The organism is Paracoccus sulfuroxidans (assembly GCF_007830335.1).
Classification (GTDB): domain Bacteria; phylum Pseudomonadota; class Alphaproteobacteria; order Rhodobacterales; family Rhodobacteraceae; genus Paracoccus; species Paracoccus sulfuroxidans.
In genome coordinates this window covers 26,017-46,379 of record NZ_VLKU01000014.1, presented here as the reverse complement: position 1 = coordinate 46,379, position 20,363 = coordinate 26,017, and the positions used below count along the sequence as shown (strand labels likewise).

Here is a 20,363-nt window from a genome sequence, read left to right as displayed (position 1 = left end):
ATAAATGTCACAATTCGGACATCACGAATGCGTAGGCCTGCTGATCCGCCCCCCACAGACCGGACCCGGGGCCCCCGTCGTCCCCGGCCCCGAGGTCGGCAGCCCCTTCAGAACACGCACCGCAAGCCAGCCAAATGCTTGAGCTTCCAGCATATCTCCGTCAAGCCCGATCTCTTCGACGGGCAGGACATCAAGCCCGGTGCGTTGCCGAAGGGCCTGCATCAGCACGGGGTTCAGCCGCCCGCCGCCGCAGACCAGCAGGCGCTGCGGCGGGGCGGGCAGATGCGGCAGGCCCGCCGCCACGGCCGCCGCCGCCGCATGCGTCAGGGTGGCCGCCGCATCGGCATCGGCCAGTTCCCGCACCTCGGCCAGAAGATCGGGAAAGGCGTCGCGGTCCAGCGATTTCGGAACCGGGCGGGCAAAATGCGGATGGGTCAGGAAACGGGCAATGACCGCCTCATCGACGACGCCTTGCGCGGCCACCGCCCCGTCCCGGTCCTGCGCCTGCCCCCGGCGCTGGCGCATCAGGTCATTCAGCGGCGCGTTCGCGGGGCCGGTGTCGAAGGCAAGGCAGGCCCCCTGCGCCTCGGGCGCGCTCGCCGAAGGGTCGACCCAGGTGACATTGCCCACCCCGCCCAGATTGAGAAACGCGACCGGGGCGGGCGCCAAATGGCCCTGCCCCACCGCCCATTCGGCGCAGGCCCAGTGGAAGAAAGGCGCAAGCGGCGCGCCCTCGCCGCCCTGACGCACGTCTTCGGAGCGGAAATCCCAAACCACTGGACGATCAGTCTGGCGGGCCAGCGCAGCCCCGTCGCCCGCCTGATGCGTGCCCCGCCCGCGCGGATCATGGGCCAGCGTCTGGCCGTGATAGCCGATCACCTCGGCCTCGGGAAAACCGGCGGCCAGATCGGCATGGGCGGCAACGGACAGCCCCGCCGCCTCGGCCACATCCGGTCCGCCCGGCCATTGGCCCAGTGCCGCATGCAGCAATCCGCTTTCATTGCCGGAATAGGCGCGATAGGCGCTGCGCCCGAAGGCGCCGATGCGCTGGCCGTCAGTCGTCAGCATGGCCGCGTCCACCCCGTCCAGCGAGGTGCCCGACATCATCCCCAATGCCCGGACGAATCCATCTGCCATGGCTTTTCCTTCTGTCTGGCACCCGATATATCCGCACCATTCGAAAGGAAAAGATCATGACATACCATGCCAAATCCGAATTCCTTCGCGTGATGATCGAGCGCGGCTATCTGGCCGATTGCACCGACATGCAGGCGCTGGACGATGCTCTGATTCAGGGGCCGGTGACGGCGTATATCGGCTATGACGCGACGGCGGCCAGCCTGCACGTCGGCCACCTTTTGAACATCATGATGCTGCGCTGGTTCCAGAAAACCGGGAACCGCCCGATCACGCTGATGGGCGGGGGCACGACCAAGGTGGGCGACCCCAGCTTCCGCAGCGATGAGCGTCCGCTTCTGGACGATGCCGCGATCCAGTCGAACATCGACGGGATGCAGAAGGTCTTTGCCCGCTACCTCGATTACAGCGACGGCAAGGCGATGATGCTCAACAACGCCGAATGGCTGGACGGGCTGAACTATCTGGAATTCCTGCGCGACATCGGCCGCCACTTCAGCGTGAACCGCATGCTGTCGTTTGAATCAGTGAAGTCGCGTCTGGACCGGGAACAGTCGCTGAGCTTCCTTGAATTCAACTACATGATCCTGCAAGCCTATGACTTCCTTGAGCTTTACCGCCGCTACGACGTGCGGCTGCAGATGGGCGGCTCGGACCAGTGGGGCAATATCATCAACGGGATCGACCTGACCCGGCGCGTGCTGGACAAGGAAATCTGGGGCCTGACCTCGCCGCTGCTGACGACCTCGGACGGGCGCAAGATGGGCAAATCGGCCGGTGGCGCGACCTGGCTCAACGGCGAGATGCTGTCGCCCTATGAGTTCTGGCAGTTCTGGCGCAACTCGACCGATGCCGATGTGGGCCGCTTCCTGAAGCTTTATACCGAGCTTCCGGTTGAGGAATGCGACCGTCTGGGCGCGCTGCAGGGATCCGAGATCAACGAGGCCAAGGTGATCCTTGCCAATGCCGTGACCACGCTGCTGCACGGGGCCGAGGCCGCCGCCAGCGCCGAGGCGACAGCGCGCAAGGTCTTCGAGGAAGGCGGCGCGGGCGGCGATCTTGAGACCGTGGTCATCCCGGCCGCGACGCTGGCCGAGGGGCTTTCGGTGGTGCAGCTGCTGGTTCAGACCGGCATCGCGCCCTCGGGGAAAGAGGCCAAGCGCCTGATCGCCGAAGGCGGCCTGCGCCTGAACAACGAAGCCGTCAGCGACCCGCAGGTCACCGTCGATGCGGCGATGATCGGGGACGGGCTGAAGGTCTCGGTGGGCAAGAAAAAGCACCGCATGGTGCAGGTCGGCTGAACGCCGCTGACCTGAAAGCATCAGGGCGTCGGAGAAATCCGGCGCCCTTTTTCGTCACATCGCGGCCTGCCACTCGCGCACGGCATCCAGAGGCCAGGCCAGCATCAGCACGTTCAGCGCCAGCCCGTCGCGGATCAGCCAGATCGTCATCGCCTCAAAGCCCACGGCCAGCGCCACGGTCAGCCAGACCGGCAGCCGCGCGGCCAGCCAGAAGCCCAGCACCATCGCCAGAATATCTGCGACCGAGTTCAGGACGCTGTCGCCGTAATAATCCAGCGAGATGGTGACGGCGCGGTAGCGCTCGATGATGGCGTCGGAATTCTCGACGATTTCCCACAGGGCCTCGACCAGCGTGGCGATCGACAGCCGCCAGCCGAAGCTCAGCCGGGGCGTCAGATAGCGCAGGGCAAGATAGAACAGGAAGCCGTGGATCACATGCGAGAAGCTGTACCAGTCGCTGATATGCTGCGAGTTTTCCGAGCTGTTCGTCTGCCCGTGCCACAGCTTCACATAGCCGCAGGTGCAGATCGGCTCGCGCCCGATCCACAGCAGATAGGCCGCAGCAAGCGCGATGATCGCGCCGGTCAGAAGATAGGCGGCGCGAGGGCCTGCGGTTGGGCGGGGCTGCATGCGTTCCCTTGGGTTTGCGGGCAAAAGCCGGGTGATCTTTAAGAAAGGCCCCGCGCAACGCACGCGGGGCCTTGATGATCAAAGCGTCAGGATCATTCCTGAACGGTGACTTTCGCCATGTAATCGGGGCCGACAACCGCGCCATTGGCGGCGGCATCACCCTTTTTGATGGCGTTCAGCACGTCCCAGCCATCGACCAGCTGGCCGACGACCGTGTACTGGCCGTCAAGGAAATCGGCCGGGGCCAGATCGATGAAGAACTGGCTGTTGGCGCTGTTGGGGTTCTGCGAGCGCGCCATGCCGACGGTGCCCGCCTGGAACGAGACATCGTTGAACTCGGCCTTGAGGTCGGGCAGATCCGACCCGCCCATACCGGCGCGCGCGGTGTCACCACCCTGCTTGCCGAACTGGACGTCGCCCGTCTGCGCCATGAAGCCGTCGATCACGCGGTGAAAGACCACCCCGTCATACGAGCCCGCCTTGGCCAGCGACACCAGCCGCTCGACATGCTTGGGCGCCTTGTCGGCGTAAAGGTCCAGCACGATGGTGCCCTTGGCGGTGCCATCGGCACCGGCGACCTCGATCACCAGGTTCGGGCCGGGGCCGTCGGTCACGCCGGGCAGACCCGCAGCCGAGGCGGCAGTCGCGCTGAGGACCAGCGCGGCAGGGATCAGCAGCTTATTCCGCATCGGCCGCCACCTTCACCGAGATCATGCGGTCGGGCTTTGCCGGCGGCTCGCCACGGGCGATCTTGTCGACATGCTCCATACCCTCGATGACGCGGCCATAGACGGTATACTGGCCGTTCAGGAAATGGTTGTCCTTGAAATTGATGAAGAACTGGCTGTTGGCCGAATTCGGGTTCTGCGAGCGCGCAGCACCCAGCGTGCCACGGTCATGCGGCAGGCGCGAGAATTCCGCCGGAAGGTCGGGAAGGTCCGAACCGCCCGTGCCTGCGCGGCCGGGGTTATAATCCTTTTCCATGTTCGCATGCTCGACATCGCCGGTCTGCGCCATGAAACCATCGATGACGCGATGGAAAGCCACGTTGTCATAGGCACCCGCGCGGGCCAGTTCCTTCATGCGTTCGGCATGTTTGGGGGCGACATCGGGCAGCAACTCGATGACGACCGGGCCGTCCTTCAACGTGATGATGACGGTATTTTCGGGATCCTTGATATCGGCCATGGACGTCTCCTTCATGTGGCTTGTTGCGACAGATACGCAATCTGATGCCAATCGACAACGCCGCGTTCGGGTTGAGGTTCATTGGCACGGCAGGTTGACGAAAAATTCATCATGGGTGAAAACCCCTGTCAAATGCGCAAGACCGCGATTGACGAAGGATAAGAGATGGCCGACTTCAATACGATCGACGACCTGGATCTGGATGGCAAGGTGGTGCTGGTGCGCGTGGACGTGAACGTCCCCGTAGAAGCCGGTCAGGTGACGGACACCACGCGGATCGACAAGATCGTTCCGACCATCAAGGACATTCAGGCCAAGGGCGGCATCCCGGTCCTTCTGGCCCATTTCGACCGCCCCAAAGGGCAGCGCGTCGACAGCATGAGCCTGCGGGTCGTCCTGCCCGCACTTGAGGCCGCCCTCGGGCAGCCGGTCAAATTCTCGGATGAGGCCATCGGCGGCCCGGCCAAGCGCGCTGTCGCGGATCTCGCGCCGGGCGATGTCCTGCTGCTGGAAAACACCCGCTTCTATCCGGGCGAGGAAACGAACGACCCGACCTTTGCCGCCTCGCTGGCGGCCCTGGGTCAGGCCTATGTAAACGACGCTTTCTCGGCGGCGCATCGCGCCCATGCCTCGACCGATGGCATCGCGAAGCTTCTGCCCTCGGCCGCCGGTCGGCTGATGGAGGCGGAACTCAAGGCGCTCGACGCCGCGCTTGGCACGCCCGAGCGTCCGGTCGTCGCCGTGGTGGGCGGGGCCAAGGTCTCGACCAAGCTCGAGCTGCTGGGCAACCTGATCCAGAAGGTCGACCATCTGGTGATCGGCGGCGGCATGGCCAATACCTTCATGGTGGCGCGCGGCATCGAGGTCGGCAAATCGCTGGCCGAACGCGACATGACCGAGACCGCGAACGAGATCATGGAGAAGGCCGAAAGCGCGGGCTGCACCATCCATCTGCCGCTCGACATCGTCGTCGCGCGGGAATTCCGGGCCAATGCGCCCTCGGAAACTCTGCCCGCCGACGCCTGCCCCGCCGATGCGATGATCCTGGATGCGGGCCCCGAGACCGTCGCGGCGATCCGCGGCGTCTTCGAGACCTGCCGCACCCTGATCTGGAACGGCCCGCTGGGTGCCTTCGAGATCGCACCTTTCGACGCCGCAACCAATGCCGCTGCACAAGAGGCCGCGCGCCTGACGCGTGAAGGCAAGCTGGTGTCGGTCGCCGGTGGCGGCGATACCGTCGCCGCGCTGAACAAGGCGGGCGTGGCGCAGGATTTCACCTTCATCTCGACTGCAGGTGGCGCGTTCCTTGAATGGATGGAAGGCAAGACCCTGCCGGGCGTTGCTGTTCTGGCCAAGCGCTGAGCATCCTCAGACCTGATTGAAAGGGCGCCGAAGGGCGCCCTTTTCATTTGCCCGCCCTGCCCCTCAGTTCGAAGCCGGGGGCGTCGCAGGCGCGGCCGCGTCCGGTTCCGCCGCCGGAGCTTCGGGCACGGCAGGGCTCTCGGTCGAGGCTGCCGGCGCTTCCGCCGCAGGCGGCGCATTGCGCTCGATATCGACGCTTTCGGTGTCGCGGGACAGAACGAAAAGGAACGTGCCTATTGCCACGACGATCGCGAATGCGAATACGGCAAAGAACGGTCGGTTCTGGCGGACCTGTTCGGGAATTCCATCGGGGTCTTCATTTGCCATGACCAGTCTCCTGTTGTCACGCAGGATCAACGCTTTCGCGATCACGGGGTTCCGTTAGCGCAATCCCGATTGCTCTTGTCCGCCGGTTTGATAAGCAACCCGCAAGTTTGATGGAGGTTTCCGATGAAGATGACAGATACCGTTCGCAAGATCCTGGCCAATTACGAAGGCGAAACCCCCGGCGTGAAGGCGCAGCTTGCGCGCATGCTGATGACCGGCAAGCTGGCCGGCACCGGCAAGATGATCATCCTGCCGGTCGATCAGGGCTTCGAGCACGGCCCGGCGCGCAGCTTTGCGCCCAACCCCGGCGGCTATGACCCCCATTACCACTATCAGCTGGCAATCGACGCGGGCCTGAACGCCTATGCCGCGCCCCTTGGCATGATCGAGGCCGGTGCCGATACTTTCGCCGGTCAGATCCCGACGATCCTCAAGGTGAACTCGGCCAACTCGCTGATGTCGAACACCGCTGGCAAGAATCAGGCGATCACCGCTTCGGTCGATGACGCGCTGCGTCTGGGCTGCTCGGCCATCGGTTTCACCATCTATCCGGGCTCGGACATGGCGCTCGACATGATCGAAGAGATCGTCGAGATGCGCAAAGAGGCCGCCGCGAAAGGCGTGGCCTCGGTCGTTTGGTCCTATCCGCGCGGTGAGGCGATCACCAAAGATGGCGAGACTGCCATCGACGTCGCGGCCTACGCGGCCCAGATCGCCGCGCTGATCGGTGCCCATATCATCAAGATCAAGCTCTCGACCGACCATCTGATGCTGGCGGAAGCCAAGAAGGTCTATGAGGACAAGAAGATCGACATCGCGACCCAGGCAAAGCGCGTCGAGCATTGCATGCAGGCCTCGTTCAACGGCCGCCGCATCGTCGTCTTCTCGGGCGGTGCAGCGAAAGGTGCCGATGCGGTCTATGATGATGCCCGCGCGATCCGCGATGGCGGCGGCAATGGCTCGATCATCGGTCGCAACAGCTTCCAGCGCTCGCGCGAGGATGCGCTGGCGATGCTGCAGAAGCTTGTCGACATCTATCTGGGCAAGGCCTGAGCGGGCGAAGTGGGGGCGCTGCCCCCACACCCCCGGGATATTTCCACATGAAAGAAGAAGGGTGCGCCTGTCGCGCCCTTTTCCTTTTCGGCTTTAGCTCCTAGGTTGCCTGTTGCTGACAAGAGGATGGTTGCATGTCGTTTTTCTCAAAACTGCGGGACAGGCTGACGCGTTCCTCGTCAAAGATCGGCGCGGGGCTGGACGATATCGTGGCCGAGGGTGGCGGCGAGACGCAGGTTGAGGCGCCGATTGCGGCGAGCCCGGCTGTCGCGCCAGAGCCGTCGAAGCCTGTGGCTACGCCAGCGCCCGGCATTGTCGGTCGCCTTTTCGGTCGAAGTGCCTCGGACGAGCCCCGGCGCGAACTCGATGACGAGATGCTGGAAGAGCTAGAGGAAATGCTGATCCAGGCTGACATGGGCGTCGAGACAGCGTTGCGGGTCACCGCAAACATTGCCGAGGGGCGGATGGGGCGGCGCGTCTCATCAACCGAACTCAAAGAGCTTTTGGCAGATGAGATCGCGCGGATCATGGCCCCGGTCGCCAGGCCTCTGCCGATCTTCCCGAAGCGCCCTCAGGTCGTGCTGGTCGTCGGCGTGAACGGCTCGGGCAAGACCACGACCATCGGCAAGCTGGCCAGCCAGTTCAGGGCGGCAGGCAAGAACGTCGTGATCGCCGCCGGCGACACATTCCGCGCTGCTGCGGTCGAGCAGTTGCAAGTCTGGGGTCAGCGCGCAGGCGTTCCCGTCATGACCGCGCCGGAAGGCTCGGATCCCGCGAGTCTCGCCTTCGACGCCATGGTCAAGGCCGAAACCGATGGCGCCGAACTTCTGATGATCGATACCGCAGGCCGCCTGCAGAACCGTCAGGACCTGATGGAGGAGCTTGCCAAGATCGTCCGCGTGATCCGCAAGAAGGATCCCTCTGCGCCGCATAATACGCTTCTGGTGCTGGATGCGACCACCGGTCAGAACGCGCTCTCGCAGGTTGAGACCTTCCAGAAGCTTGCCGACGTCTCGGGCCTCGTGATGACCAAGCTGGACGGCACGGCGCGCGGCGGCGTTCTGGTCGCGCTGGCAGATCGCTTCGGCCTGCCCATCCACGCCATCGGCGTGGGCGAGCAGATCGACGACCTCGACGCCTTCGACCCCCGCGACTTCGCCAAAGCACTTGTCGGCCTCGACGCCTGAAGGACCCCGGCCCGCTTCTTCGTTGCCTAAATACCCAAACGCGACCGCGCCAACCGGCGCAATCCTCGCCTATTTCTCGATCAGATGGGCATCCGTCTTGCTCGTCGTCTCATTGACGACATTGCCATCCTCATCCGTCATCGTTTCCGAGACTTCAGCGGGCGGCGTAAAAGCCGCGCTCAGCTCGGCGTTGTGGCTTTCCTTGTCGAAGACACAAACATAGCGGTCGACGCTTTCGTCGGGCGTCACCGTGATCAGCAGCGCGACGCCGTAGCTTTCCGAGCCGAAGGGATTGACCTCGATCGCGGTTTCGCCCTCATCGGGGGCCAGCGCGGCACAGGCGGTCTCGACCTCCTTGCGGAACTCCTGCCAAGCCTCGTCGGACGAGGCGAGAGCCGGAGTTGCGGCCAGCAGGGCCAGAAGAATGGGCAGGCGCATGGGGATCTCCTCAGGGGAATGATCAGACCGAACGCGCCGGACCGCCGTCAGGTTTCCAGACCCAACTGCGCGACGAGCGCTGCCACCTCGGCCTCATCCCCCGCCGCGATCGACCGAAAAAGCGTCGCCTGAGAGCCGAGGATCGGCGCCCCCTCGATCACCTTCAGGTGGTTCGCCCGCAGGGTCTCGCCCGAGCTGGTGATATCAGCAATCGCCTCGGCGGTCAGGTTCGCGACCGTGCCTTCCGTCGCGCCCTGACTGTCGACCAGCTGATAATCGGCAACCTCCTGATCGGAAAGCCAGGCCCGCACCAGCCGGTGGTACTTGGTCGCGATGCGCAGACGGAAACCATGGGTCGCTCGGAAATCCCGCGTGATCGTGGCGAAATCGTCAAGGCTTTCGCAATCGGTCCAGCAGGCCGGGACCGCGAGGATCAGGTCGGCATGGCCGAAGCCCATCGGGGCCAGTTCCTCGACATGGCCGCGCCAGCCTGCCAGCTTTTCGCGCACCAGATCGGTGCCGGTGACGCCCAGATGGATGCGCCCGGCTTGGAGCTCGCGCGGGATTTCGCCCGCCGAGAGAAGCACCAGCGCCACACCCTCGGCCCCGTCGACCCGCCCGGCATATTCCCGGTCCGAGCCACTGCGCGACAGCCTGACGCCGCGTTCGGCGAACCAGTCGAAGGTCTGCTCCATCAGCCGCCCTTTGGACGGGATGCCCAGCCGGATCATGCCGCGCCCTCCAGTTCCGCCACAAGGCCCGGGCGGATGATGCCGCCGACGGCCGGGATCGCCCTGCCCTGTGCCTGTCCCAGCACGGCGACCAAAGCGTCATAGCGCCCGCCAGAGGCCACGGGCGGCCAGTCGGGATGGCCCTCGGCCTCGAAGGCGAAGGTCATGCCGTCGTAATATTCCATCGTGTGTCGCCCGAGGCTTGCGTCAAAGCGGATCGTCGCGGGGTCGATCCCTCGCCCTGCCAGCGCCGCGAGCCGTGCGTCCAGCCGGTCGACCGCGTCGCGGATATCGGGGATCTCGCGCGAGAGCTGGCGCAGCGCCAGAAGCGCGTCAGGTGCGGGGCCGGTGATGGCGAAAAGCCGCTCCAGCCGGTCGGCCCAGATCGGGGCCAGCGGCTCTTCTGCGGCGTCCGAGACCAGCCGGTCGATGCGCGCAAGCATCTCTTCGCGCGAGCGCAAGCCGCTCCAGGCGGCCTGGCTAGTGGGGAAGCTCCGCGCCTCGGGGGGGGCCGAGAAGCGTGCGAGCAGCGCCGAAAAGCGGCGCGGACGCCAGATATGATGCAGAAGTGCGGCCCGGCGTGCGCCCGACAGGGGCAGTGCCCGCACCGCGTCCAGCAGCAGATCCATGTCGCCCATGGTTGCGCGCAGGTTCAATCCTGCGAGGGTCTGGTGGAACAGCGCGAAGACCTCGGCATCGGCGTCGGTGTCACGGGCGAAAAGCTCGAACCCCGCCTGCAGATATTCATTGTCGCGGGCGTGTTCAGGCGGGAATTCACCGTGGTCCTGCTTGCGGAAGACCTCACCCAGATAGCAATAGCGCGCGGGCTCGGCCCCCGTTGCCATATGCATCTGGACGACGGGCACGGTGAAATCGGGCCGCATCATCACCTCGCCCCGGATCGGGTCCTGGGTGATATAGGCGCGGGCGCGGATATCCTCGCCGTAAAGGTCCAGCAGCGTCTCGGCCGGCAGCAGGATGTCGGGCGCGACCTCGACCGCGCCTGCGTCACGGAAGGCCGCGAGGATGCGCTGCCCGACCGCCTGCTTGATGCGCTTGTCGGTCATCCGAGGATACGCCGCACTTCCGCGACCAGATCCTGACGCGCGACCTCGGTCTGGGCGGGCTGGGCCTTCCATTCGTCATGGCTGGCTTCGGCCGCGATCCGCGCACCGAGGATCAAGTCCTTGACCTGAACGACGCCGCGCTGCGCCTCATCCTCGCCCTGGATGATGGCGACGGGGGAATAGCGCTTGTCGGCGTATTTCAACTGGTTGCCGAAGTTCTTGGGGTTGCCCAGATAGACCTCGGCGCGGATGCCTGCGGCGCGCAGCTCGGCCGCCATGGCCTGATAGTCGGCCATGCGGTCGCGGTCCATCACGGTCACGACGACCGGGCCCGCTTCCTGCGTGCCCGCGAGCCCCTTGGCGCGCAGCGCGGCCAGCAGGCGGTCGACGCCGATCGAGACGCCGGTCGCCGGGACCTTCTGGCCGGTGAAGCGTTCGACCAGACCGTCATAGCGCCCGCCACCCGCGACCGAGCCGAACTGGCGCTTGCGGCCTTTTTCGTCAAGGATCTCGAAGGTGAGTTCCGCCTCGAACACCGGGCCGGTGTAATAGCCAAGGCCGCGCACGATGGACGGGTCGATGATCGCGCGATCCTCGCCGACGCCCATGGCGGCCAGCATGTCCGAGATCTGCTGAAGTTCATCGACACCTTCGGCGCCGGTAGCGGAGGTGCCGACGGCAGCGCGCAGGTTGGCCAGCGTTGCTGCGTTATCCGCGCCTTTCGAGGTCAGGAAGGCCAGCACAGGGGCCGCCTGTTCGGGCGTCAGGCCCACGCCGTCGATGAAGGCGCCGGACTCGTCCTTGCGCCCGGAGGTCAGAAGCTGGCGGACGCCCTCTTCCCCGACCTTGTCGAATTTGTCGATGGTGCGCAGAACATCATCGGCAGGCGCCCCCTGCTCGACGCCTGTCGCCTCGAGGATGCCGTTCAGCACCTTGCGGTTGTTGATGCGCACCAGATAGTCGCCGCGGGTGATCCCCGCATGCTCAAGCGCATTGGCCAGCATGGCGCAGATTTCGGCATCCGCCGCGACCGAGGCCGAGCCGACCGTATCGGCATCGCATTGGTAGAACTGGCGGAAGCGGCCCGGGCCCGGCTTTTCGTTGCGCCAGACCGGTCCCATCGCATAGCGGCGATAGGGGCTGGGCAGGTCGTTGCGGAACTGCGCGGCCACACGCGCCAGCGGCGCGGTCAGGTCATAGCGCAGCGCCAGCCAGTCGCCTGCACCGCCACCCGGCACTTCAGCCTCTTGCCAGGCGAAGACGCCTGCGTTCGGGCGGTCGACGTCGGGCAGGAACTTGCCAAGCGCCTCGACGGTTTCGACGGCGCTGGTTTCAAGCGGCTCGAACCCGTGGCGATGATAGATCTCGGCGATGCGGTCCAGCATCTGCTTGCGTTCGGTCACGTCGGCGCCGAAATAGTCTTTGAAGCCCTTGGGCGGCTCGGCCTTGGGGCGGGGTTGTTTTTTCTGATCTTTCGCCATGGTCTGCCTCTGGCTGGTCCATGGTGGCGGTCTAACGGAAGGAGAATGCATGGACAAGCAGGCGGAGCACACCCTACGCCTTGAGGAGGCCATTGCGCATCTGACGCGGGTCACCGAGGACATGTCGGCGATTGTCGCGCGCCATGAAACCGAGATCGAGCGGCTGGGTCGCCGCGTCGGCATGCTGATGCAGCGCGAGGCCGAGCGGGAAGCGGATGCAAGAGAGATCCCGCTGGAAGACCAGCGCCCGCCTCATTACTGACGCGGGCGGCTTTTGGGGGTTGCCGAGGGGCGCTGCCCCTCGCCCCTGGCGGGGCTCACCCCGGGGTACTTTGGGGCAACGAAGAAGATCAGCGGTTGGCGGGGCCGAGGCGCGGGCCTGCCGGGGCCGGTTGCGCGGTCAGGCGGGGTTCCGCCGGACGGGGACGGCTTGTTTCCACCGGGGCCGCGAGGGGTTTGGAGCGCATCGGTTCGCTGAAGGGGCGGGTCGGCGCGTCGGCGGGCAGGTCTTCATGATCCTCGGCCAGTGGCTGCGGCTCGGGCTGGGCGGGGGCTGGCTGCGGGATCGGCTCGACACGGGCGGTGTAGGTGGGCTGTGCGGGGAGTTCCTCGGCGCTGAGGCTGCGGCGGAAGACCAGCACATTGTGATAGACCGTCGCGCGACCGGTCAGGCCGGCGCGCTCTTCGCTGGGCAGGGTTTCTGCGCGGACATATTCCCAGCCATCGGCCGCCATGTCGTTCAGCGTGGCGGTCAGCGCAAGGGCAAAGCGATCCGCGCCGGTCTTTGCGCCACGGGCCTTTTCGCCACGGTTGGGGGCCGGAATGACGGAATATTCATAGGCGGGCATGGGTCTGGTCCTCGAAGCTTTGAGAAATCATTAACGGAGATCCGGCGTCAGGGGAAGATGAGCGCCCGTTCACTATTCCGCTTCCTCGGCGGGCAGGAGCCGGTTCGCGACGAAAAGCCCGGCGAAGACCGAAAGGAAGCAGAGGAACGCCGAGACCAGCAGCGGGACCAGAAGAACGGGATCATCCGCGGCCATGCCCGGCATTTCGATGACGTATTGCCGCAGCGCGTCCCAATAGGGCTGCTCACCATAGGAGGCGATGACCACCGCGATCAGGAGGGTCAGACCTGTGCCGACAATCACGCAGAGGCTGAGCGTCATCAGGAGGGCCAGCCGGATGCCCTCATCAAGGGGAAGCCGGGGGCTTTTTCGGCGCAGGATCAGGGCGGCGAAGAATGCCCCCAGTCCGGGGGCGATGAAGGCGCCTAGCCCCTTGATGACCGGCGCCAGCAGCAAAGTGAAAGCGGCGGTGAACAGCAGGAAAAGCAGGACAATCAGTAGCCTCAATTGCCCCGCCCGTCCTGCCATCTGCTTACTGGCCCAGCTTTTTCGCGACCAGATCGTTGACGGCGGCGGGGTTCGCCTTGCCGCCTGTGGCCTTCAACACCTGCCCCACGAACCAACCCGCGAGTTTCGGGTTCTGCTTGGCCTTTTCGACCTGCCCCGGGTTGGCGGCGATGATCTCATCCACGGCCTTTTCGATGGCGCCGAGGTCGGTGACCTGCTTCATGCCGCGCGATTCCACGATCTGCGCGGGATCGCCGCCTTCGGTCCAGACAATCTCGAATAGGTCCTTGGCGATCTTGCCCGAGATGTCGCCCTTGGCGATCAGGTCGATGATGCCGCCCAGTTGCTGGGCCGAAACCGGCGAGGTCTCGACCGTCAGGCCTTCCTTGTTCAGGCGGCCGAAGAGCTCGTTGATGACCCAGTTGGCCGAGATCTTGCCATCGCGACCCGCCGAGACGGCCTCGAAGTAATCGGCATTCTCGACCTCGGCGGTCAGGACGCCCGCGTCATATTCCGAAAGGCCGAGATCGCCCACGAAACGGGCCTTCTTGGCGTCCGGAAGTTCCGGCATGGACGAGGCGATATCGTCGACCCAGGCCTGCTCGATCTCCAGCGGCAGCAGATCGGGATCGGGGAAATAGCGGTAGTCATGCGCCTCTTCCTTCGAGCGCATGGAGCGGGTCTCGCCCTTGTCCGGATCGTAGAGGCGGGTTTCCTGCACGACCTTGCCGCCATCCTCGACGATGGCGATCTGGCGGCGCGCCTCATATTCGATGGCGGCCTGGATGAAGCGCAGCGAGTTCATGTTCTTGATCTCGCAGCGGGTGCCGAGATAGCTGAAATCCTGCGTTTCCTGATATTTCTCATAGGCGCCCGGCGCGCAGATCGAGACGTTGACGTCCGCGCGCAGGTTGCCATTCTGCATATTGCCGTCGCAGGTCCCGAGATAGCGCATGATCTGGCGCAGCTTCGAGACATAGGCGGCTGCTTCTTCCGGGCCGCGGATGTCGGGGCGGCTGACGATCTCCATCAGCGCAACGCCGGTGCGGTTCAGGTCGACGAAGGACATGTTCGGGTCCATGTCGTGGATCGACTTGCCCGCGTCCTGTTCCAGGTGGATACGCTCGATGCGGACACGGCGGGCGACGCCCGGCCCCATGTCGACGATCACCTCGCCCTCGCCCACAATGGGGTGGTAGAGCTGCGAAATCTGATAGCCCTGCGGCAGGTCGGGATAGAAATAGTTCTTGCGGTCGAAGGCCGAGCGCAGGTTGATCGCCGCCTTGATGCCAAGCCCGGTGCGCACGGCCTGCGCCACGCAAAACTCGTTGATGACCGGCAGCATGCCCGGCATGGCGGCATCGACGAAGGCCACATGGCTGTTCGGCTCGGCCCCGAAGCCGGTCGAGGCGCCCGAGAAAAGCTTCGCGTTGGAGGCGACCTGCGCGTGCACCTCAAGCCCGATGACCAGTTCCCAATCCTGTTTGGCCCCCTGAATGATTTTGGGTTCCGGCGCGGTGAAGGTCAGATGGTCAAGCATGGCGTCTTCCTTGGCATGATTGCCTTGCCTTCTAGGCCCTTGGGGCGAACCGGGCAAGGGCCGGGACGCCTGCCCCGGCGTGCGGTGCATCAGGCGGCATCGCCCGCGTCTTCGCTGCGGCGGGCAAGGCGCTTGCGTTTGGGGGCCTCCAGCCCGTGTTCGGGTGCCTCATCCGCATCCTCGTCATCGACGCTGTGAGGGGCGGTCGGCCCGCGAGAAAACCGCTCGATCAGGGCGGTTTCCAGCTGGCGGTTCAGGTCGCGGGTCAGGGCGATATATTCGGCGTTATCCTCCAGCGGGACGCCCGGCTTCCAGACCTCGGCCAGTTCGCGCAGGTTGGCGCGGTCCATGCGGAAGAAGATGCGCTCAAGCTCGCCCGCCTCGAAGGGGCTGAGGCCGACGTTCTGCAGCACATAGCGCCCGGCGCGCAGCGAGCTGTCGAAGGTTTCGCGCACGATCTCATCAGCGCCGGCAGCATAAAGCTGATAGACGTTCACCCGGTCGCGCGCCCGCGCGACAATGACCAGATCGGGGCGCTGTTCACGGGCATAATGGACCAGCCGCAGGTTCGCCTCGGGGTCGTCGAGTGCCGCGACCAGCACCTTGGCCCGGCCAAGCCCCGCCGCCGACAGGATCTCGGGCCGGGTCGGATCGCCGAAATAGCCCTTGAAGCCGAAGCGGCGCATCAGCTGGATCGTCTCCAGGTCGTGGTCCAGCACCGTCGTCTGAAAGCCCGACATGGTGACAAGCCGGTTCAGCACCTGCCCGAAGCGCCCGACACCCGCGACGATGATGGGCTGCTGCTCGGGCGGCTCATCGGGGATGTCTGTCGCGCGTTCTTCGGCCAGACGGCGCACGATGATGTCATTGAGGATGAACAGAAGCGGCGTCGCCAGCATGGTCAGCGCGATCACCATCAGGAAGACCTGCGCCAGTTCACGCCCAAGGATCGCCAGCGACACCGCGTAGGAGATCAGCACGAAGCCGAACTCGCCCCCCTGCGCCAGCGCCAGGGTAAACAGCGTGCGGTCGCGGCCCTTCAGCCCGGTGGCGCGTGCCACGCAATTCAGCACCAGCGCCTTGGCCGCGATCACCGCGAAGGTGACGCCCACGATGACGACGGGATATTGCAGCAGCAACTGGAACTTCATCCCCGCGCCCACAGTGATGAAGAACAGGCCCAGCAGCAGGCCCTTGAAGGGCGCAATCTGGCCCTCAAGGTCGTGGCGGAACTCGGACCCGGCCAGCATGACGCCCGCAAGGAAGGTGCCAAGCGCGGGCGAAAGGCCGACGAATTGCATCAGTGTCGCGATGCCCACGACGATCAGCAGCGCGAGCGCGGTATCAAGCTCGCTCAGCCTCGCGGCATAGACATATCGGAACATCGGCCGGACGAGGTATTGCCCGATCAGCACGACCGCACCGACCGCAGCGAAGGTGACCAGCGCCGCGCCCCAGCCCGGCAGGCTGGCCATGAAGGCCGCGCCCTGATGCGCCTCGCCCTCCGCTTGCGTCCCTCCGCCCTGCGCCAGCAGCGGCATCAGCGCGATCATCGCGATCACCGCAATGTCCTGCGTCAGCAGCACCGCGAATGAGCTGCGCCCGCCCGCCGTCTGCATCAGCGATTTCTCGGTCAGGGTCTGCAGCACGATGGCGGTCGAGCTGAGGGACAGGATCATCGACAGCGTCAAGGACACCTGCCACGTCTGGCCCAGAGCGATCAGGACGGCCATCAGCACCGCGACCGTGCCAAGGATCTGCATCCCCGCCAGCCCGATCAGCTTCCTGCGCATCTGCCACAGCGCCTGCGGCTCCAGCTCAAGCCCGATCAGGAACAGCATCATGACGACGCCGAATTCGGCGAAATGCTGCAGATCGGCCATCTCGCCATCGGTGCCCGCAAGGCCCAGCACCGGGCCGATCAGGATGCCCGCGATCAGATAGCCCAGAACCGAGCCCAACCCCAGCCGCGCCGACAACGGCACGGCAATCACCATCGTCAGCAGATAGATCGCAGCGATGGGGAGGATTGTTTCCATCAGCGCCCGTCCAGCATCCTCAGCTCGTGCTGCCGACCCGCCTTCACATAGGTCAGCTTGCCGTCGCCGATCGAGTTGATCGTGCCGCCGTCAATCCGGTCACCCAGACGAACGGTGACGATCTTGCCATTACGCAGCCGGATCAGGGCGCGGCTCGCGTTGCCCGCGCCGATGATGCCGATGATCGTGGTGCGCCCCAGATCAATCCCGCGCGCCTGCGTCGCCGAACGCGCGACCGAGGCCGAGGTCTGCCCTCGCGGCAGTGCCGCCATCACCTCGGGTTCATCATCGATTTCCGGCGGCTTGTAGGTCTGGCGGCGCGCGGTCGCGGCACGCTCTTCGGCCTGCGCCTGAGCGCGCGCCCGGGCCTCGGCCTGCGCGCGAGCCTGCGCCTCGGCGGCGGCATCGGCCTGCGCGCGGGCGCGGATGCGGGCCTCGGCCTGCGCCTGCAACTGCTCGTCCAGCCGCCGACGCTCGGCCAGTTCAGCATCGCTCGGCCCCTGGTTCGAGGCGACGACCTGCTCGGCCGGAGGCGCAGCAGCCGCTGCGGCCTCGGGGGCGGAGGGCGTGGCAGCTGCAGCGGCCGCTGCCCCGGCCGAGCGGCGCGGAGGATGGGCCGAACCGCTCAACGCGGAAAGCTGCACGCCACCCGGCGTTGCAGCGGGAGTATTGACCGCCGCAGCCACGGCGCTTTCGACCGCAGACCCGGCAACCGCCGTGCCCGATCCGACCGAGGATGGCCGCGCACGGGGACGGCTTCCACCACGCAAAAGCCCGCCCGAATCGCGGGCGGGCGCGGCAGCCGATGCGCTGGCGGTTGGCCTGTCGGGTGGAGAGTCTGATGCCTGCTGCAAGGCCGCATCCACGGCCGAGGGGCGGACGGCATCGCTGGCCGTTGCCGCGCTGGCTGGCCGTCGCGTCGGACGCGCCTGCGCCAGACGGACCGGCTGATACGCAGTTGCCGCCTCGGCCCGTGTGCCCATGACGGCGCGCAGGTCGCGCATCTGCTGTTCCAGATGCGACTGATCTTGCGGGGTCAGCGGGGCATCCGCGTCAAAATCGGGCAGCGAGCCTTCCGGGCGTGACGGCGGGCGCGACGAGCCGCGCAGGCTCGCCCCCTGCGAGGGAGCGGCAGGCGTGGCGACCGGGGCCGCAGGCGCTGCGGCGGGCGTCGCTGCCGGGGCGCGGCGCTGGACGGCACGCGCGGGCGGGCGAGAACTGCTTTTCGGCTGTACGCTGCGCTGCGCCGCTTCATAGGGCAGCGGGTTCGCGGGAACCGCCGGGGCGGAATCCGCGCGCGGGGTCGAGGTGACGGGCGTCGTCCGGCGCGGCGACAGCATCGGACGGGCCGAGCTGGTCAGCCGGGCCGAAGGTGCGGGGGTCGCCGGGGCCGACGCTGCAGGTGCCGGAGTGGCACGCGCCGGGGTATTGGGGCGCGGCGCGGCGGGACGGGTCGCCGCCACCGCAGGCTGCTGGGGCGCGGCGCGGGTGGGCGCGGCAGGCGCGGTTGCGACCGGTGCCGGAGTGCTGGGCGTGGGCGCGGTGGCCGAAGCGGCAGGCGTCGTCGCTGCCGGGATCTGCGCCGGAGGCACCACAGCCGCAGCCACCGCAGCCGCAGCCACGACAGCCCGGCGCTGCTCGATCGGCGTCAGGGCCGAAACGCGCGGCGCGTCGGGCTGCGCCGCAGGTTGAGCGGGCACTGGCGACGGGGTCGCCGCTGCTGATTGCGTCTCACCAGCGGGCGGCGTGACCTGAGCCCCATCAACGGGTGCCGGTGCAGGCTCGACGGCTTCCGGCTCGGCAGGCACTGTGGCTTCGAGCGCGCTGGTTGCGGGCTCGGTCGGCTCGGGCGTGGCGACCGGATCAGCGGGCGTTTCCGCAGTCGGCGTGCCCTCTGGCGCAGAGGTCTCTTGCGGGGTCTCGGTCGTGGTGCTGCCGGGGACGAGGAACGCCCAGGCGAAGAACAGGCCGACGACCAGAACGGCCAGCATCAGCAACAGACTGCCAAGGCCATTGCTGTCGCGCGGGCGCTTGGGGCGCGCATCGACGGCGGGCGCGGCAGCGCCCTGTCGCGCCTCGGCGGCGCGTTTGTGGAAGGCCTGAGCGCGGGGGGTCAGCTTGCCCTCGGGTCCGACCGGAGCGGCCAGCGGCTTGGCCCCCTGCCGCGAGGGGGCGTGACGCACGACAGAGGGCGCGGCAGTCTCGGCGCTGTCTTCGACTTCGGTTTCAGTCGTAGCGGTAGGCTCGGCGACCTCGGCCTCTGCAACGGGTTCAGCTACGGCTTCGGCCTCATCGTTGACGGGTTCGGCGGCCTTCTCGGCCTCCTCATCGCCCTGAGGCGTGGCTTCTTCCTTGGCGTCGGCTTCTGCTGCAACCTCGGGTTCGGGATCAAATTTGAAAGCCGGGGCGTCTTCACTGGCGGTCGGCTCGTCCGCAGCCTCGGGCTTGTCCTCGACCACAGCCTCCGTCGCAGGTTCGCCTTCTGAATCAACGGCTTCAGCGACAATCTTCGCGTTGTCTGTCAACTCTTCAGCAGCAATCTCATCGCTCTCGGCGGCGGGATCTTCGACGTCCGACTGCTCGGCAACCGTGGGCTCGACCGGCGCGGCATCCTCCTCCGGATCAGCAACCTCCCCCTCGGTTTCGGCAGAGGTCTCAGCCGTAACAGCCTCTTTTTCCTCAGCCTTCGGCGCGGAAGCCACAACCGCGTCGGGCTCCAGGTCCAGATCCAGCATGGGCGCGACCGTTTCGGCCTCTTGCGAAGCCTCGGCCACGGGCTCGACCTTGGCTTCCGCCTCATCGGCCTCAAGCTGAAGGCCTGCGGAGGTAACTCCGGCCTGCGACAGATCGATGCCGGGACGGCCGGGCTTTTGCTTGACCTCCAGCGTGAAGACCGGCTCATCGGGGAAATTCCCCGGGCGCGGATCGGCGCGGTAGCTGTGGCCGTCAAAGCCATAGCGCGCAGCAAAGCCCTGCGCCTCGCTGAGCGTCTGCCGGGCCACGGCCGCGACACGCACACTGTCGCCATCGCCGTTCCAGTCGAAAGCCAGATCCTCGACCGCGTAAGGGGTCAGCCCGTCCAGCGCCTTGCCGACCGCCCGTTCCCGATCCGCGCCGGGCGCGACGGTCAGGGTGGTGTAAAGGATCTGGTCATCCGGGATCAGCAGCGTGACCGGCAGCGACAGGTCGTCCTGCTCGCCGGTGGCCATGGCGCGCAGGCCCGCAAGCTCGGTCCGGAACTCGGGCGAGGAGAACTCGACCGAGCCGATATGGCGCCACCCGACCCGGTGTCCGGGCACCTTTTCGCGGTGCAGAAGATGGACCGCATCTTCGCTGAACGAGAGGGCGTATTCGGTGACGGAATCAAGCGACATCAGCAGGATTGGCCTTGGCGTTCCGGGCGCAGAAGCGCGGTTGAAAGGGTTCTTCCGAACTACCCCAGATCACGACAAGAAGAAAGCTGCACACCGCATTGTGACGAGCCATTTTTACCATTCGTGCGTTAGGTGGGTGCAATCATAACGAGC

General features: G+C 66.2%; 19 protein-coding genes. 5 read left to right on the top strand and 14 right to left on the bottom strand.

Annotated elements, in window-relative coordinates; all coding sequences use genetic code 11:
• Nucleotides 1–21: 21 nt before the first annotated feature.
• Nucleotides 22–1,137, bottom strand: a complete 1,116-nt coding sequence (locus IQ24_RS18065) for an anhydro-N-acetylmuramic acid kinase (RefSeq protein ID WP_145399684.1) — start codon at nt 1,135–1,137, stop codon at nt 22–24.
• A gap of 56 nt (nt 1,138–1,193) precedes the next feature.
• On the opposite strand from IQ24_RS18065, the gene tyrS reads away from it, so the two are divergent.
• Complete coding sequence (tyrS, locus tag IQ24_RS18060) at nt 1,194–2,438, top strand: tyrosine--tRNA ligase (RefSeq protein WP_145399683.1); 1,245 nt, start codon at nt 1,194–1,196, stop codon at nt 2,436–2,438.
• 54 nt (nt 2,439–2,492) lie between these two features.
• Here the strand turns inward: tyrS and IQ24_RS18055 are convergent, their stop codons facing one another.
• The 3 genes from IQ24_RS18055 to IQ24_RS18045 all read right to left on the bottom strand — a co-directional run bounded on the left by IQ24_RS18055 (nt 2,493) and on the right by IQ24_RS18045 (nt 4,256).
• Nucleotides 2,493–3,068 (bottom strand): DUF2585 domain-containing protein, encoded by a 576-nt coding sequence (locus IQ24_RS18055; RefSeq protein ID WP_145399682.1) that lies wholly within the window; start codon nt 3,066–3,068, stop codon nt 2,493–2,495.
• Nucleotides 3,069–3,160: 92 nt separating this feature from the next.
• Nucleotides 3,161–3,757 carry a peptidylprolyl isomerase gene (locus IQ24_RS18050; protein ID WP_145399681.1) on the bottom strand — a complete coding sequence of 199 codons (597 nt, stop codon included), beginning with the start codon at nt 3,755–3,757 and terminating at the stop codon, nt 3,161–3,163.
• Nucleotides 3,747–4,256 (bottom strand): peptidylprolyl isomerase, encoded by a 510-nt coding sequence (locus IQ24_RS18045; RefSeq protein ID WP_145399680.1) that lies wholly within the window; start codon nt 4,254–4,256, stop codon nt 3,747–3,749. The genes IQ24_RS18050 and IQ24_RS18045 overlap by 11 nt, the downstream gene beginning before the upstream one ends.
• A gap of 165 nt (nt 4,257–4,421) precedes the next feature.
• Between IQ24_RS18045 and IQ24_RS18040 the strand changes: the two genes are divergently transcribed.
• On the top strand, nt 4,422–5,618 hold the full coding sequence (locus IQ24_RS18040; RefSeq protein WP_145399679.1) for a phosphoglycerate kinase: 1,197 nt from the start codon (nt 4,422–4,424) through the stop codon (nt 5,616–5,618).
• A gap of 63 nt (nt 5,619–5,681) precedes the next feature.
• Here IQ24_RS18040 and IQ24_RS18035 read toward each other — a convergent pair whose 3' ends face one another.
• Nucleotides 5,682–5,945: a hypothetical protein gene (locus IQ24_RS18035; RefSeq protein ID WP_145399678.1), complete on the bottom strand. Its 264-nt coding sequence runs from the start codon at nt 5,943–5,945 to the stop codon at nt 5,682–5,684.
• A 123-nt stretch (nt 5,946–6,068) separates the two neighbouring features.
• Here IQ24_RS18035 and IQ24_RS18030 point away from each other — a divergent pair, with 123 nt between their 5' ends.
• Together IQ24_RS18030 and ftsY are read left to right on the top strand one after the other, a co-directional pair.
• Entirely contained in the window at nt 6,069–6,998 is a 930-nt protein-coding gene (locus IQ24_RS18030; RefSeq protein WP_145399677.1) for a class I fructose-bisphosphate aldolase, read from the top strand.
• Nucleotides 6,999–7,132: 134 nt separating this feature from the next.
• Nucleotides 7,133–8,185: a signal recognition particle-docking protein FtsY gene (ftsY, locus tag IQ24_RS18025; RefSeq protein WP_145399676.1), complete on the top strand. Its 1,053-nt coding sequence runs from the start codon at nt 7,133–7,135 to the stop codon at nt 8,183–8,185.
• Between the two features lie 69 nt (nt 8,186–8,254).
• Here the strand turns inward: ftsY and IQ24_RS18020 are convergent, their stop codons facing one another.
• Genes IQ24_RS18020 through hisS form a run of 4 tightly spaced genes read right to left on the bottom strand, consistent with a single transcriptional unit; the run spans nt 8,255 to nt 11,902 of the window.
• Nucleotides 8,255–8,623: a hypothetical protein gene (locus tag IQ24_RS18020; protein WP_145399675.1), complete on the bottom strand. Its 369-nt coding sequence runs from the start codon at nt 8,621–8,623 to the stop codon at nt 8,255–8,257.
• A gap of 47 nt (nt 8,624–8,670) precedes the next feature.
• Nucleotides 8,671–9,354: an ATP phosphoribosyltransferase gene (gene hisG, locus IQ24_RS18015; RefSeq protein ID WP_145399674.1), complete on the bottom strand. Its 684-nt coding sequence runs from the start codon at nt 9,352–9,354 to the stop codon at nt 8,671–8,673.
• Nucleotides 9,351–10,421, bottom strand: a complete 1,071-nt coding sequence (locus IQ24_RS18010; protein ID WP_145399673.1) for an ATP phosphoribosyltransferase regulatory subunit — start codon at nt 10,419–10,421, stop codon at nt 9,351–9,353. Before IQ24_RS18010 ends, hisG begins: the two co-directional genes overlap by 4 nt.
• Nucleotides 10,418–11,902, bottom strand: a complete 1,485-nt coding sequence (hisS, locus tag IQ24_RS18005; RefSeq protein WP_145399672.1) for a histidine--tRNA ligase — start codon at nt 11,900–11,902, stop codon at nt 10,418–10,420. Before hisS ends, IQ24_RS18010 begins: the two co-directional genes overlap by 4 nt.
• Before the next feature lie 49 nt (nt 11,903–11,951).
• Here hisS and IQ24_RS18000 point away from each other — a divergent pair, with 49 nt between their 5' ends.
• Nucleotides 11,952–12,164 carry a SlyX family protein gene (locus tag IQ24_RS18000; RefSeq protein WP_145399671.1) on the top strand — a complete coding sequence of 71 codons (213 nt, stop codon included), beginning with the start codon at nt 11,952–11,954 and terminating at the stop codon, nt 12,162–12,164.
• An 88-nt stretch (nt 12,165–12,252) separates the two neighbouring features.
• Here IQ24_RS18000 and IQ24_RS17995 read toward each other — a convergent pair whose 3' ends face one another.
• From IQ24_RS17995 to IQ24_RS17975, 5 genes are all read right to left on the bottom strand, one after another.
• Complete coding sequence (locus IQ24_RS17995) at nt 12,253–12,750, bottom strand: DUF4177 domain-containing protein (protein WP_145399670.1); 498 nt, start codon at nt 12,748–12,750, stop codon at nt 12,253–12,255.
• Nucleotides 12,751–12,822: 72 nt separating this feature from the next.
• The gene (locus tag IQ24_RS17990; protein WP_145399669.1) at nt 12,823–13,257 is read right to left on the bottom strand and encodes a hypothetical protein; all 435 of its coding nucleotides are present in this window, start codon (nt 13,255–13,257) and stop codon (nt 12,823–12,825) included.
• Between the two features lie 25 nt (nt 13,258–13,282).
• Nucleotides 13,283–14,797 (bottom strand): Asp-tRNA(Asn)/Glu-tRNA(Gln) amidotransferase subunit GatB, encoded by a 1,515-nt coding sequence (gene gatB, locus IQ24_RS17985; protein ID WP_145399668.1) that lies wholly within the window; start codon nt 14,795–14,797, stop codon nt 13,283–13,285.
• Nucleotides 14,798–14,886: 89 nt separating this feature from the next.
• Nucleotides 14,887–16,836, bottom strand: a complete 1,950-nt coding sequence (locus IQ24_RS17980; RefSeq protein WP_145399667.1) for a cation:proton antiporter domain-containing protein — start codon at nt 16,834–16,836, stop codon at nt 14,887–14,889.
• Nucleotides 16,836–20,210 (bottom strand): hypothetical protein, encoded by a 3,375-nt coding sequence (locus IQ24_RS17975; protein WP_145399666.1) that lies wholly within the window; start codon nt 20,208–20,210, stop codon nt 16,836–16,838. The genes IQ24_RS17980 and IQ24_RS17975 overlap by 1 nt, the downstream gene beginning before the upstream one ends.
• Between the last annotated feature and the right edge of the window lie 153 nt (nt 20,211–20,363).